The sequence below is a fragment of the Streptomyces sp. NPDC088252 genome (genome assembly GCF_044740965.1).
Taxonomy (GTDB): domain Bacteria; phylum Actinomycetota; class Actinomycetes; order Streptomycetales; family Streptomycetaceae; genus Streptomyces.
On the sequence record NZ_JBIURS010000001.1, the window covers coordinates 512,958 to 525,703 of the forward strand.

General features: G+C 72.1%; 8 protein-coding genes. All 8 read left to right on the forward strand.

Annotation, left to right across the window (positions count from 1 at the left end):
• Positions 1–28 precede the first annotated feature (28 nt).
• The 8 genes from ACIOHC_RS02235 to obgE all read left to right on the forward strand — a co-directional run bounded on the left by ACIOHC_RS02235 (position 29) and on the right by obgE (position 12,691).
• Positions 29–1,555: a CHAD domain-containing protein gene (locus ACIOHC_RS02235; RefSeq protein ID WP_401841002.1), complete on the forward strand. Its 1,527-nt coding sequence runs from the start codon at positions 29–31 to the stop codon at positions 1,553–1,555.
• 50 nt (positions 1,556–1,605) lie between these two features.
• Positions 1,606–3,531 carry a TIGR03960 family B12-binding radical SAM protein gene (locus tag ACIOHC_RS02240; RefSeq protein ID WP_351078443.1) on the forward strand — a complete coding sequence of 642 codons (1,926 nt, stop codon included), beginning with the start codon at positions 1,606–1,608 and terminating at the stop codon, positions 3,529–3,531.
• A gap of 89 nt (positions 3,532–3,620) precedes the next feature.
• Positions 3,621–4,823 carry a hypothetical protein gene (locus ACIOHC_RS02245; protein ID WP_365689517.1) on the forward strand — a complete coding sequence of 401 codons (1,203 nt, stop codon included), beginning with the start codon at positions 3,621–3,623 and terminating at the stop codon, positions 4,821–4,823.
• A 122-nt stretch (positions 4,824–4,945) separates the two neighbouring features.
• Complete coding sequence (locus tag ACIOHC_RS02250; RefSeq protein WP_401841005.1) at positions 4,946–5,728, forward strand: TIGR03936 family radical SAM-associated protein; 783 nt, start codon at positions 4,946–4,948, stop codon at positions 5,726–5,728.
• Between the two features lie 232 nt (positions 5,729–5,960).
• The gene (locus tag ACIOHC_RS02255) at positions 5,961–9,977 is read left to right on the forward strand and encodes an Rne/Rng family ribonuclease (protein WP_401841008.1); all 4,017 of its coding nucleotides are present in this window, start codon (positions 5,961–5,963) and stop codon (positions 9,975–9,977) included.
• 522 nt (positions 9,978–10,499) lie between these two features.
• Positions 10,500–10,820, forward strand: a complete 321-nt coding sequence (gene rplU, locus ACIOHC_RS02260; RefSeq protein WP_030921216.1) for a 50S ribosomal protein L21 — start codon at positions 10,500–10,502, stop codon at positions 10,818–10,820.
• A 14-nt stretch (positions 10,821–10,834) separates the two neighbouring features.
• Positions 10,835–11,092 carry a 50S ribosomal protein L27 gene (gene rpmA / locus ACIOHC_RS02265; RefSeq protein ID WP_018103204.1) on the forward strand — a complete coding sequence of 86 codons (258 nt, stop codon included), beginning with the start codon at positions 10,835–10,837 and terminating at the stop codon, positions 11,090–11,092.
• 162 nt (positions 11,093–11,254) lie between these two features.
• Entirely contained in the window at positions 11,255–12,691 is a 1,437-nt protein-coding gene (gene obgE, locus ACIOHC_RS02270; RefSeq protein WP_389635629.1) for a GTPase ObgE, read from the forward strand.
• Positions 12,692–12,746: the final 55 nt, after the last annotated feature.

A 12,746-nucleotide genomic window follows, 5' to 3' on the forward strand; every position in this document is an offset into this window, starting at 1 on the left:
CCTCGGACAACACGTCTAGATTCGGTTCATGACGGACTCGAAGCGTGAGATCGAGCGGAAGTACGAAGCCACCGCTCAGACCCGGCTCCCGGATCTGAGCCGCGTGGCCGGGGTCTCGGCCGTCGTCCACCGGGGCGTCGGCGAGCTGGACGCCGTCTACCACGACACCGAGGACCTGCGGCTGGCCGCCGGCTCCCTCACCCTGCGCCGCCGCACCGGGGGGAGCGACGCCGGCTGGCACCTCAAGTTCCCCGTCGCCTCCGGTATCCGGGACGAGCTCCAGGAACCGCTCTCCGACACCCTGCCGCGCTCCTTCGCCGGTCTGCTCCGGTCCCGGCTCCGGGGGAGCGAGCTCGTCCCCGTCGTCCGGCTGCGCACCGCCCGCGACGTCCACCACCTGGTCGACGCCGAAGGCGCGACGCTCGCCGAGGTCGCCGTCGACACCGTGCGGGCCGAACGGCTGACGGGCGGCGACGGCACGGCCGCCTGGACCGAGATCGAGGTGGAGCTCGCCGAGAACGGCGACCCCGCCCTCCTGGACGCCGTCGAACGACGGCTGCGCAAAGCAGGTGTCCGCCCGTCCGCACTGCCGTCCAAGCTGGCCAGGGCGCTCGCCGAGACCGCGCCGGAGCGGAACCGGAAGGAAGGGACCGGCGGGACCACCGCACGGCGCACCGCGGGCGACCACGTCCTCGCGTACATCCGCCGGCAGGCCGAGGCGATCGTCGCCCTCGACCCCGCCGTACGCCGTGACCTCCCCGACTCCGTGCATCAGATGCGGGTCGCCACCCGCCGGCTCCGCAGCGCGCTGCGGACGTACCGCAGGATCCTCGACCGGAGCGTCACCGACCCGGTCGGCGACGAGCTGAAGTGGCTGGCCGCCGAACTCGGCATCGACCGCGACCAGGAGGTTCTCGACACCCGTCTGCTCGCCCGCCTCGCCGCTCTGCCCCGCACCCTGGTCCTCGGGCCCGTCCACAGCCGGCTCCGGATCTGGTCGGTGACCCGCCGGGGCGGCTCCCGGCACCGGACCGTCGCCGTGCTCGACGGGGAGCGGTACCTGGCCCTCCTGGAGTGCCTCGACACCCTGCTCGCCGCCCCGCCGCTGCTGCCCGACGCGTCCCGCGCCCCCGAGCGGGCACTGCCCCGCGCCGTGCTGAAGGAGTACGCGCGCCTGGCGGCCCGCGTCGGCCGCGCCCTGGAGCTCCCTCCCGGTCACGACCGCGATCTCGCCCTGCACGACGCCCGCAAGGCCGCCAAGCGCGCCCGTTACGCGGCGGAGGCGGCCCGGCCCGCGCTCGGGAAGCCCGCCAAGCGGTTCGCCGCACGGATGAAGGCCGTGCAGACCCTCCTCGGCGACCACCAGGACAGCGTGGTGGCCCGCGACGCCCTGCGCACCCTGGCCGCCCAGGCAGACGCGGCGGGGGAGTCCGCGTTCACCTGGGGACTGCTGTACGGGCGCGAGGAGGCGGCGGCCGCCGCCGGTGAGCAGGAGCTGCCGGGGGTCTGGGAGCGGGCGTCCCGGCCGCGGGTGCGGGCGGCGCTGGAAGGCTGAGCGCCGGGGTACGCTGGATGGTCACCCTTGCCGGCTCTCGAAAGTTCGCGATGTCTGTCGATTCGGTCTTCCCACAGCTCGAAGCTCTGCTCCCGCATGTGCAGAAGCCCATCCAGTACGTCGGCGGTGAGCTGAACTCCACCGTCAAGCCGTGGGACGAATGCGATGTCCGCTGGGCGCTGATGTACCCCGACGCGTACGAGGTCGGACTCCCCAACCAGGGCGTCATGATCCTCTACGAGGTGCTCAACGAGCGCCAGGGCGTCCTCGCCGAGCGCACCTACAGCGTGTGGCCGGACCTCGAAGAGCTGATGCGCGAGCACCAGGTCCCGCAGTTCACCGTGGACAGCCACCGCCCGGTCAAGGCGTTCGACGTCTTCGGACTGAGCTTCTCCACCGAGCTCGGCTACACCAACATGCTCACCGCTCTGGATCTCGCGGGCATTCCGCTGGACGCCAGGGACCGCACCGTCGACGACCCGATCGTGCTGGCCGGCGGCCACGCGGCGTTCAACCCCGAGCCCATCGCGGAGTTCATCGACTGCGCGGTCATCGGCGACGGCGAGCAGGCCGTCCTGGAGATCACCGAGATCATCCGAGCCTGGAAGGCCGAGGGCCGGCCCGGCGGCCGTGAGGAGCTGCTCCTCCGCCTCGCGAAGACCGGCGGCGTCTACGTCCCGGGCTTCTACGACGTCGAGTACCTCCCGGACGGTCGCATCGGCCGTGTCGTGCCCAACAAGTCGGGCGTGCCGTGGCGGGTGTCCAAGCACACGGTGATGGACCTCGACGAGTGGCCGTACCCGAAGCAGCCCCTCGTGCCCCTCGCCGAGACCGTCCACGAGCGGATGTCCGTCGAGATCTTCCGCGGCTGCACCCGCGGCTGCCGTTTCTGCCAGGCCGGCATGATCACGCGCCCCGTGCGGGAGCGAAGCATCACCGGCATCGGCGAGATGGTCGAGAAGGGTCTCAAGGCGACCGGCTTCGAGGAGGTCGGCCTGCTCTCGCTCTCCTCCGCGGACCACACCGAGATCGGCGAGATCGCCAAGGGCCTCGCCGACCGGTACACCGAGGACAAGATCGGCCTCTCGCTGCCCTCCACCCGCGTCGACGCGTTCAACGTGGACCTGGCCAACGAGCTGACCCGCAACGGCCGTCGCTCCGGTCTCACCTTCGCCCCCGAGGGCGGCTCCGAGCGCATGCGCAAGGTCATCAACAAGATGGTCTCGGAAGAGGACCTCATCCGTACCGTCGCGACCGCGTACGGCAACGGATGGCGCCAGGTGAAGCTGTACTTCATGTGCGGTCTGCCCACCGAGACCGACGAGGACGTCCTCCAGATCGGTGACATGGCGGTCAACGTGATCGCCAAGGGCCGTGAGGTCTCCGGGCAGAACGACATCCGCTGCACCGTCTCGATCGGCGGCTTCGTGCCCAAGCCGCACACGCCGTTCCAGTGGGCCCCGCAGCTCGGCGCCGAGGAGACCGACGCGCGGCTGGCCAAGCTCCGCGACAAGATCCGCGGCGACAAGAAGTACGGCCGTTCCATCGGCTTCCGGTACCACGACGGCAAGCCCGGCATCGTCGAGGGCCTGCTCTCGCGCGGCGACCGCCGTGTCGGCTCCGTCATCCGGGCGGTCTACGAGTCCGGCGGCCGCTTCGACGGCTGGCGCGAGCACTTCAGCTACGACCGCTGGATGACCGCCGCCGAGAAGACGCTGCCCGAGTACGGCGTGGACGTCGACTGGTACACCACCCGCGAGCGGACCTACGAGGAGGTCCTGCCCTGGGACCACCTGGACTCCGGTCTCGACAAGGACTGGCTCTGGGAGGACTGGCAGGACTCGCTCGACGAGACCGAGGTCGAGGACTGCCGCTGGACCCCGTGCTTCGACTGCGGCGTCTGCCCGCAGATGGACACCAGCATCCAGATCGGCCCGACCGGCAAGAAGCTGTTGCCGTTGTCGGTCGTGAAGTAGCCGCCTCGGGTGAGTCCGTCCGGGTGACAGCTCGGTGACGAAGGCCCGGACCGGGAAACCCCGGTCCGGGCCTTCGCGTCGTGCACGGCATGGAGTACGGCAAGCATCAGGCCCCCGCGCGGTACGAAGCCGGAGAGGGCTGTCCGACCACCCTGATCAGGATCCCGGTACGGATCGTGGTGCTGGTGATCGTCCTGCCCGTGTGGTTGGTCCGGGACGCCCTGGTGGCGGGCGCCCGCGCCGCCGACCGCGTTCTGCTGCGTCCCCTGGGCCGGGCCGTGTCCCGGCTGTTCCGGACCGCGGTGCTGATCCCCGCGGCGTGGCTGTACGGGGCGGTGCTCACCCCGCTGGGCCGTGCCCTGCTGTGGCTGGCCGCGGCCGGTCCTCGTGCGGCCGTGGGTCGCGCTCTGGCGGCATGTGCTGGTATCGGCGGTGCGCCACGGGCTCGTGGTGCCGGTGGCGTGGCCGTACGGGGCGGTGCTCACCCCGATCGGTCACGGGCTGCGCCGGGTGTACCGGGAGTTGCTCGTCCCGGCCGGGCGGGGGATCGGCGTCGCGGTCGGCCGGGTGCTCACCGCCGTGCTGGTCCGTGGCCGGCCGTCGGTCTGTGGCGGTACGTCCTGACGCCCCTTGCGCTCGCCGCCTCACGGCTGGTGGAACACCTGCTCGTACGGCCGTCGGTCTGGACGTACCGGCACCTGCTCACCCCGCTCGGCCACGGGATCAGCCGGCTGCTCGAAGGGACGGCGCGCGCAATCGCGGCCCTGGGGAGCGGACTGTGGGCGGCGGTGGTGTGGCTGGTTCTGACGCTGATCGTCGCACCGCTCGGATGGTTGTACCGGCGGGTCCTCGCCCTGGTCGGCCGGGAGGTCGCCGCCGCGTTCGGTGTCGCCCGGCGCATCGCGGGATTCATCTCGCGGGCCGTCGGCAGAGCCGTCGCCTGGCTGGCGTGGCACCTCGTCGGGGCGCCGGTGACCTGGGTCTGGCGCACGGTGTGCACGCCGGTGGGGCATTTCGTGCGTGACGCCGTATGGGCTCCCGCCGGGCGGGCCGCGGTCGGGACGGGACGCGCGGTCCGGGCGGCGCTGCGCTCGGCACGCGAGACGGTGGCCCAGGCGCGCCGTGACGTCCGGCGGACACTGGTCGGCGGGCCGGGGGCGCCCGAGCCCCGGGAACCGGGAAGCCCCCTTGCGCGTACTCTGGGTGTTACGCAACAACCGACGACTGTGCCCTGTGCGGCGCCCGAACCAGAGATCTCCTCGCTCGGAGAGAAGAACGCCGAGCGGGGGTGAGCCGGACCGGACACCCCGGGCCACCCGCATTTCGAGGGCGGCGTGCCACCGCGTCCGCCCCGCACCGAGGAGAAGAACCACTGGGCAAGCGACAGCCCGAAGGCCCGCCGCCCGCACCGGCGGTGCAGCGCATCCGACTGCGCTACACCAAGCGCGGCCGCCTCCGGTTCACCAGCCACCGTGACTTCCAGCGTGCCTTCGAGCGGGCACTGCGCCGCTCCGAGGTGCCGATGGCCTACTCGGCCGGCTTCACCCCGCACCCGAAGGTGTCGTACGCCAATGCCGCCCCCACCGGCACGGGCAGTGAGGCCGAGTTCCTGGAGATCGCCCTCACCGAGGCCCGGGATCCGGGCGTCCTGCGCGAGCTGCTCAACGACTCGCTGCCGGACGGTCTCGACATCACCGACGCCGTCGAGGCCCGCACCTCGGGCCTCGCCGAGCGGCTGACCGCCTCCGTCTGGGAGCTGTGTCTCGACGGAGTCACCGCCGAGGAGGCCGTCAAGGCCGTGGCCGCCTTCAACGGGGCCGAGACCGTCGAGGTCCAGCGCCGTGCGAAGAACGGCATGCGGACCTTCGACGCCCGTGCCGCCGTGGTGGACCTGCAGGCCCTTGATCCGCAGGCTGATAGGCCCGAGGACGAGCCCTGTGCGATACTGCGGCTGGTTGTTCGGCACGTGACACCTGCCGTGCGACCTGACGACGTCCTGTCCGGTCTCCGCGTTGTGGCCGACCTGGCGCCGCCGGTCCCCGCAGCGGTGACCAGGCTGGCGCAGGGGCTCTTCGACGAGGAGTCCGGCACGGTGACCGACCCGCTCGCGCCCGACCGCGAGGCAGCCCCGGCCGCTCCACCCACGGCCGTCGGGACCGCCGTCGCGACGGCGCCGGAAGGTGCAGGTTCCGCGTAAGGCGGTCGTTGCAGCGCAGCCCTCCGACTCGGGAGCCACCTGGGCCGGGCCGCGCGATGACCCATAAGACTTTCGCCAGGCCGTACGCACGGAGCGTACGGAACCGGCGAGCCAGACATTGAGTTCCCGTGCGGCGCCCGCGCCCCGGACGGCGGTCCCGCGTACATCACGCGGACCGTGCCGGACCGGAATCAGACGCGGCGCCCGGGAGCCTGACGGGAGAACCGCCCGCATGCCCCAGTCCAACGAACCCGGCACGACCGGGAACGGTGAAGAGAACAACGCACCCGGCGACAAGCTGCCGCCGCGCCGCAGGCGTCGCGCCGCGTCCCGCCCGGCCGGTCCGCCGGTGGCGGAGGTCCAGGGTGCCGTCGCGCCGGCCATACCGGCCGTTGACGCCGCAGTGTCCGACAGCCCCGTTGCCGAAGCCGGCAGTGCCCCGGAGGCGGAGGCCGCGCCGCCCGCGCGTACGCGTCGCCGTGCGGTCCGCAAGGCGACCGCTCCGGCGGGTGCGCCGAAGGCCGCCGAGGCCGTGGAGGTCGTGGAGCCCGCCGCCGAGGCCGTAGCCGCCGCCGAGGCGGAGGCCGAGGTCGTGGAGGCGCCGCCCGCGCGTACGCGTCGTCGTGCGGTCCGCAAGGCGACCGCTCCGGCCGGTGCGCCGAAGGCCGCCGAGCCCGTCGAGATCGTCGAGCCCGTGGCCGAGGTCGAGGCCGAAGTCGTCGAGACGCCGCCCGCGCGTACGCGTCGTCGTGCGGTCCGCAAGGCGACCGCTCCGGCCGGTGCGCCGAAGGCCGCCGAGCCCGTCGAGATCGTCGAGGAAGCCACGGCCGTGGTCGAGCCCGAGCCGACCGTGGTCGAGCCCGAGCCCGAGCCCGCCGCGCCGCGCGGTCGCGCCCGGCGCAAGGCGACCGCTCCGGCGGGTGCGCCGAAGGCCGCCGAGGCCGTGGAGATCGTGGAGCCCGTGGCCGAGGTCGAGGTGGAGGCCGAGGTCGTGGAGGCGCCGCCCGCGCGTACGCGTCGTCGTGCGGTCCGCAAGGCGACCGCTCCGGCGGGTGCGCCGAAGGCCGCCGAGACGGTTGTCGAGGCCGAGGAACCGGTTGCCGAAACCGCCGAGGCCGTCGAGTCGGCCGAGACCGTCGAGCCCACCGAGGCCGAGGACACCGCGCCGCGTGGTCGCCAGCGCCGCCGGGCCACCGCAGCCGCCGGCCGGCCCGAGTTCACCGGCAAGGTCGAGGAGCCCGTACGCAAGAGCCGTCGCGCGATGCGCCCCGCCGTGGCCGTGTTCCAGGCGCCGGTCTTCGCCGAGCCGATGTTCCAGACCCCGGAGACCGCAGCCGCCGCCGCTGCCGCCTCGCGTCGCGAGGAGATCGAGGAAGAGCCCGAGACGGTCGAGGAGCCGACCGCCACGACCGAGGCCCCTGCCGCCGAGGCCGCGACGCAGGCGGGTTCGCGTCGCCGTCGCCGTCGCCGCGGTGAGGCCGCCGAGCCCGAGCAGGCCGCCGCTCCCGCGGTGGAGGAGCACGTCGAGGACGAGCACGAGCCCGAGAGCGAGGCCGAGCACGAGGGCGAGGAGACGGACGAGTACGGGGACCGGCCCTCGCGCCGTCGCCGTCGGGGTGGCCGTCGCCGCCGTCGTGGCGAGACCAGCGAGGGCGACGAGGGCGCCGAGCAGCACGGTGACGACGAGGCCGCCGCCGACCTTTCCGAGGACGACCTGGAGCGCGCCGAGGAGCCCGAGGAGGAGGACGAGGAGCACGAGGCGTCCGCCGCGGGATCCAGCAGCAGCCGACGTCGTCGTCGCCGTCGCCGTCGCAGCGGTGATGTCGCGGCCGACGCCGAGAGCGGTGCGGACGACCCGGAGCGTACGGTCGTCAAGGTCCGCGAGCCCCGCCGGAAGGAGGAGCGGGAGGCCGGCACCGGCTTCGACGAGGTCCAGTCGATCAAGGGCTCGACCCGTATGGAGGCGAAGAAGCAGCGCCGCCGCGAGGGCCGTGAGCAGGGTCGCCGCCGAGTCCCGATCATCACCGAGGCCGAGTTCCTGGCGCGCCGCGAGGCCGTCGAGCGGGTCATGGTCGTCCGCCAGAACGGCGAGCGCACCCAGATCGGTGTCCTCGAGGACAACGTGCTCGTCGAGCACTACGTCAACAAGGAGCAGGCCACCAGCTACGTCGGCAACGTCTACCTGGGCAAGGTGCAGAACGTACTGCCGTCCATGGAGGCCGCCTTCGTCGACATCGGCAAGGGCCGCAACGCGGTCCTGTACGCCGGCGAGGTGAACTTCGAGGCGCTCGGCATGGCCCACGGGCCGCGTCGTATCGAGACCGCGCTCAAGTCCGGCCAGTCCGTCCTCGTCCAGGTGACCAAGGACCCGATCGGCCACAAGGGCGCCCGCCTGACCAGCCAGGTCTCGCTGCCCGGCCGCTACCTGGTCTATGTGCCCGAGGGCTCGATGACCGGTATCAGCCGTAAGCTCCCCGACACCGAGCGGGCCCGGCTGAAGACCATCCTCAAGAAGATCGTTCCCGAGGACGCGGGCGTCATCGTCCGCACCGCGGCGGAGGGCGCGAGCGAGGACGAGCTGCGCCGCGACGTCGAGCGGCTGCAGCAGCAGTGGGAGGACATCCAGAAGAAGTCCAAGAGCACCGGCAGCTCCAACGCGCCGACGCTGCTCTACGGCGAGCCGGACATGACCGTCCGGGTCGTCCGCGACATCTTCAACGAGGACTTCTCCAAGGTCATCGTCAGTGGCGACGGCGCGTGGGAGACCATCCACGGCTACGTCTCGCACGTGGCGCCCGACCTGACGGACCGTCTGTCGCGATGGACCTCCGAGGTCGACATCTTCGCGACGTACCGGATCGACGAACAGCTGATGAAGGCGCTGGACCGGAAGGTCTATCTGCCGAGCGGCGGTTCGCTGGTGATCGACAAGACCGAGGCGATGGTCGTCGTCGACGTCAACACCGGCAAGTTCACCGGTCAGGGCGGCAACCTCGAAGAGACCGTCACCAAGAACAACCTGGAGGCGGCCGAGGAGATCGTGCGCCAGCTGCGGCTGCGCGACCTCGGCGGGATCGTCGTCGTCGACTTCATCGACATGGTGCTGGAGTCCAACCGGGACCTGGTGCTGCGCCGTCTGCTGGAGTGCCTGGGACGCGACCGTACGAAGCACCAGGTCGCCGAGGTCACCTCGCTGGGCCTGGTCCAGATGACCCGCAAGCGGGTGGGCCAGGGTCTGCTGGAGTCCTTCTCCGAGACCTGTGTCCACTGCAACGGGCGCGGCGTGATCGTGCACATGGAGCAGCCGACCTCGGTCGGTGGCGGCGGCAACGGCAAGCGTTCCAAGAAGCGCGGCCGGGGCGGCGTCGACCACGAGCACGAGCAGATCGTCGAGCTGGACCACGCGCACATCGCGGAGAGCGAGACCGAGGCCGAGGTGGCCGCGGAGGTGGCCGCCCCGGTGGCGCTGCCCGAGCCGGAGTTCGTCCCGGACGAGGAGCTGTACAGCAGCCCGGCCGAGGCCGAGGCAGCCGCTTCGCGTGGCCGTGGCAGGCGCCGTGCGACCCGTAAGGCATCGGCTCCGGCCGGCGCCCCGAAGGCCACAGCCGCCGCCCCGGTCGTCGAGCCGGAGCCGGTGGTGGAGACCGTGGAGCCGGAACCGGTGGTGGAGCCCGAGGCGGCTGCCGAGGCCCCTCAGGGCCGTACGCGCCGTCGTGCGACCCGTAAGGCCACCGCCCCGGCGGGCTCGCCGGCCCCGGTCGAGCAGGTCGGGGAGCCGGTGCCGGCTGCGGCCCCGGTCGTCGAGGCGGCCCCTGCCGCCGAGGCCGCGCAGCCCGAGGCGGCACCCGAGGAGGTGGTCCCCGAGGCCGCCCCGCCGCGTGCCCGCCGCCGGGTGACCCGCAAGGTCACCGCCCCCGCGGGTTCGCCCGCCGGTGCGGACGCGGCGGAGGTCGTCGTGGTGACCGGCTCCACCGAGCCGAAGCCCGAGGCCGAGCCGGCCGAGACCGCCGAAGCCCCGGAAGCCCCGGAAGCCTCGAAGGAGGAGGAGGCCCCGGCCAAGAAGGCGGCCCGCAAGACGGCCAAGAAGGCCACCGCCAAGAAGGCAGCCACCAAGAAGACGGTTGCCAAGAAGACGGCTGCCAAGAAGACCGTCGCGAAGAAGACGACGGCCAAGAAGGCGGCGGCGAAGAAGACGGTCGCCGCGGAGAAGTCGGCGCAGGCCTCCGTCTCGGCCGGTGCCGAGGCGTAGGCGGCAGCGAGGTGCGGCCGCGGAGGGACTTTCTCCGCAGCCGTACAGCATGACACGACGGCCGGTGGGCCGCACCTCGACAAGGGGGCGGCTCACCGGCCGTCGTGCGTGAGCCCGGTGACTGCTCAGGACCGCCCGTCGGCCCGACCCGGCCCGATCGGCCCACCGGCCCGGTGTACGGCCCTTCGGGCGCCCAGGGAGTCTGCGGCGTCCCACCCCCGCCGACGCCGGTCAGGGGGCCGTCAGCGGCTTCGGCGGGCCGTTCGTGGCCGGGCAGGGGCGAGCCGATGGACCCGGGAAGGAACGAGCCGGAGAACGCGGGGTGGGACATGGGGCCCGGTTTGACCCTCCGGTCGGCGGCCCGTAATCTTGCCCATCGGCGTGTTTCCGTATGCGCCTGTCCCTGAGCAACCCCCTCCCGTCATCGGTGAGAGGCCGCTCGTCCACTCGGATCACCTCGGGCCCCGGCCCGTGTGAGCGGCTGGCATCAGGGGCTCCGTTCCGAGCGAGAGAGAGATCCGCGTGTACGCCATCGTGCGCAGCGGTGGCCGCCAGCACAAGGTTGCTGTCGGTGACATCGTTGAGGTTGACAAGATTTCCACTGCCCAGGTTGGCGACACGGTCGAGCTCTCGACCCTGCTCGTGGTCGACGGCGACGCCGTGACCAGCGACCCGTGGGTGCTGGCCGGGATCAAGGTCCAGGCCGAGGTCGTGGACCACCACAAGGGCGCGAAGATCGACATCCTTCGCTACAAGAACAAGACCGGCTACCGCCGTCGCCAGGGTCACCGTCAGCAGTACACGGCGATCAAGGTCACCGGCATCCCCGCGGCTGCGAAGTAAGGGACTGAGGAGACATGGCACACAAGAAGGGCGCATCGTCCACCCGGAACGGGCGCGATTCCAATGCTCAGCGGCTCGGCGTGAAGCGCTTCGGCGGTCAGGCCGTCAACGCCGGTGAGATCCTGGTCCGCCAGCGCGGCACCCACTTCCACCCGGGCACGGGCGTCGGCCGTGGCGGCGACGACACGCTGTTCGCTCTCGCCGCCGGTGCGGTCGAGTTCGGCACGCACCGTGGCCGCAAGGTCGTGAACATCGTTCCGATCGCCGGCTGATTTTCGGCGCTCGTCGAGCGGTTTCTGCGGAGGCGGACCTCACTTCCCGTACGGGAAGCGGGTCCGCCTTTCGCGTGTTTCTCCCATGAGAGACGGCTTTCTCCGCCATGGGGACAGCACGAGTGAGACATTTCTGCATGTATGTAACTGGAGGTTCCCACCATGACCACCTTCGTGGACCGCGTCGAGCTGCATGTCGCCGCGGGTAACGGGGGCCACGGCTGTGCCTCCGTACACCGTGAGAAGTTCAAACCGCTCGGCGGTCCGGACGGCGGCAACGGCGGCCGCGGCGGCGATGTGACCCTGGTCGTAGACCAGGACATCACCACGCTCCTCGACTACCACCACAGCCCCCACCGCAAGGCGACCAACGGCCAGCCCGGCGCGGGCGACCACCGCTCCGGCAAGGACGGCCAGGACCTCGTCCTGCCGGTGCCCGACGGCACGGTCGTGCTCGACCGGAACGGCAACGTGCTGGCCGACCTGGTCGGTCAGGGCACCACGTTCGTCGCCGGCCAGGGCGGCCGCGGCGGCCTCGGCAACGCCGCGCTCGCCTCCGCCCGGCGCAAGGCCCCCGGCTTCGCGCTGCTCGGCGAGCCCGGTGAGGCCCGGGACATCGTCCTGGAGCTCAAGACCGTCGCCGATGTCGCGCTGGTGGGTTACCCGAGCGCCGGGAAGTCCTCGCTGATCTCCGTCCTGTCCGCGGCCAGGCCGAAGATCGCCGACTACCCCTTCACGACCCTCGTCCCGAACCTCGGTGTGGTCACCGCGGGCAGCACCGTCTACACCATCGCCGACGTCCCGGGCCTGATCCCCGGCGCCAGCCAGGGCCGCGGTCTCGGCCTGGAGTTCCTGCGGCACGTGGAGCGCTGCTCGGTGCTCGTGCACGTGCTGGACACCGCGACGCTGGAGTCCGACCGCGACCCCGTCTCCGACCTCGACATGATCGAGGAGGAGCTGAAGCAGTACGGCGGACTGGAGGACCGGCCCCGCATCGTCGTCCTCAACAAGATCGACATCCCGGACGGTCAGGACCTGTCCGACATGATCCGCCCGGACCTGGAGGCGCGCGGCTACCAGGTCTTCGAGGTGTCCGCGGTCGCCCGTACCGGATTGAAGGAGCTCTCCTTCGCGCTCGCGGGGGTCGTCGCCGAGGCGCGTGCGGCCAAGCCCGTGGAAGTGGCGACCCGTATCGTGATCCGCCCCAAGGCCGTCGACGACGCCGGCTTCACCGTCACCAAGGAGGAGGACGGCCTCTACCGGGTGCGCGGCGAGAAGCCCGAACGCTGGGTCAGGCAGACCGACTTCAACAACGACGAGGCCGTCGGCTACCTGGCGGACCGGCTCAACCGTCTCGGTGTCGAGGACGAGTTGGTGAAGACCGGTGCCCGTGCGGGCGACGGTGTGGCCATCGGTGCCGAGGACAACGCGGTCGTCTTCGACTGGGAGCCCACCTTGGCGGCGGGCGCGGAGATGCTCGGCCGACGCGGCGAGGACCACCGTCTCGAAGCGCCGCGCCCGGCGGCGCAGCGCCGCCGCGACCGTGAGGCCGAACGCGACGAGGCGCAGCGCGAGTTCGACGACTTCAACCCGTTCTAGTGCCCCTCCCGGCGCGGCACCGGACCGTTCCGTCGCGGCAGTCGCTCTCGGGCTG

Excerpts from the sequence above, each read along its gene's own strand:
- obgE (WP_389635629.1), top strand. The coding sequence starts at position 11,255 with ATGACCACCTTCGTGGACCGCGTCGAGCTGCATGTCGCCGCGGGTAAC.
- ACIOHC_RS02240 (WP_351078443.1), top strand. The coding sequence starts at position 1,606 with ATGTCTGTCGATTCGGTCTTCCCACAGCTCGAAGCTCTGCTCCCGCAT.
- ACIOHC_RS02255 (WP_401841008.1), top strand. The coding sequence starts at position 5,961 with ATGCCCCAGTCCAACGAACCCGGCACGACCGGGAACGGTGAAGAGAAC.
- rpmA (WP_018103204.1), top strand. The coding sequence starts at position 10,835 with ATGGCACACAAGAAGGGCGCATCGTCCACCCGGAACGGGCGCGATTCC.
- ACIOHC_RS02245 (WP_365689517.1), top strand. The coding sequence starts at position 3,621 with ATGGAGTACGGCAAGCATCAGGCCCCCGCGCGGTACGAAGCCGGAGAG.
- ACIOHC_RS02235 (WP_401841002.1), top strand. The coding sequence starts at position 29 with ATGACGGACTCGAAGCGTGAGATCGAGCGGAAGTACGAAGCCACCGCT.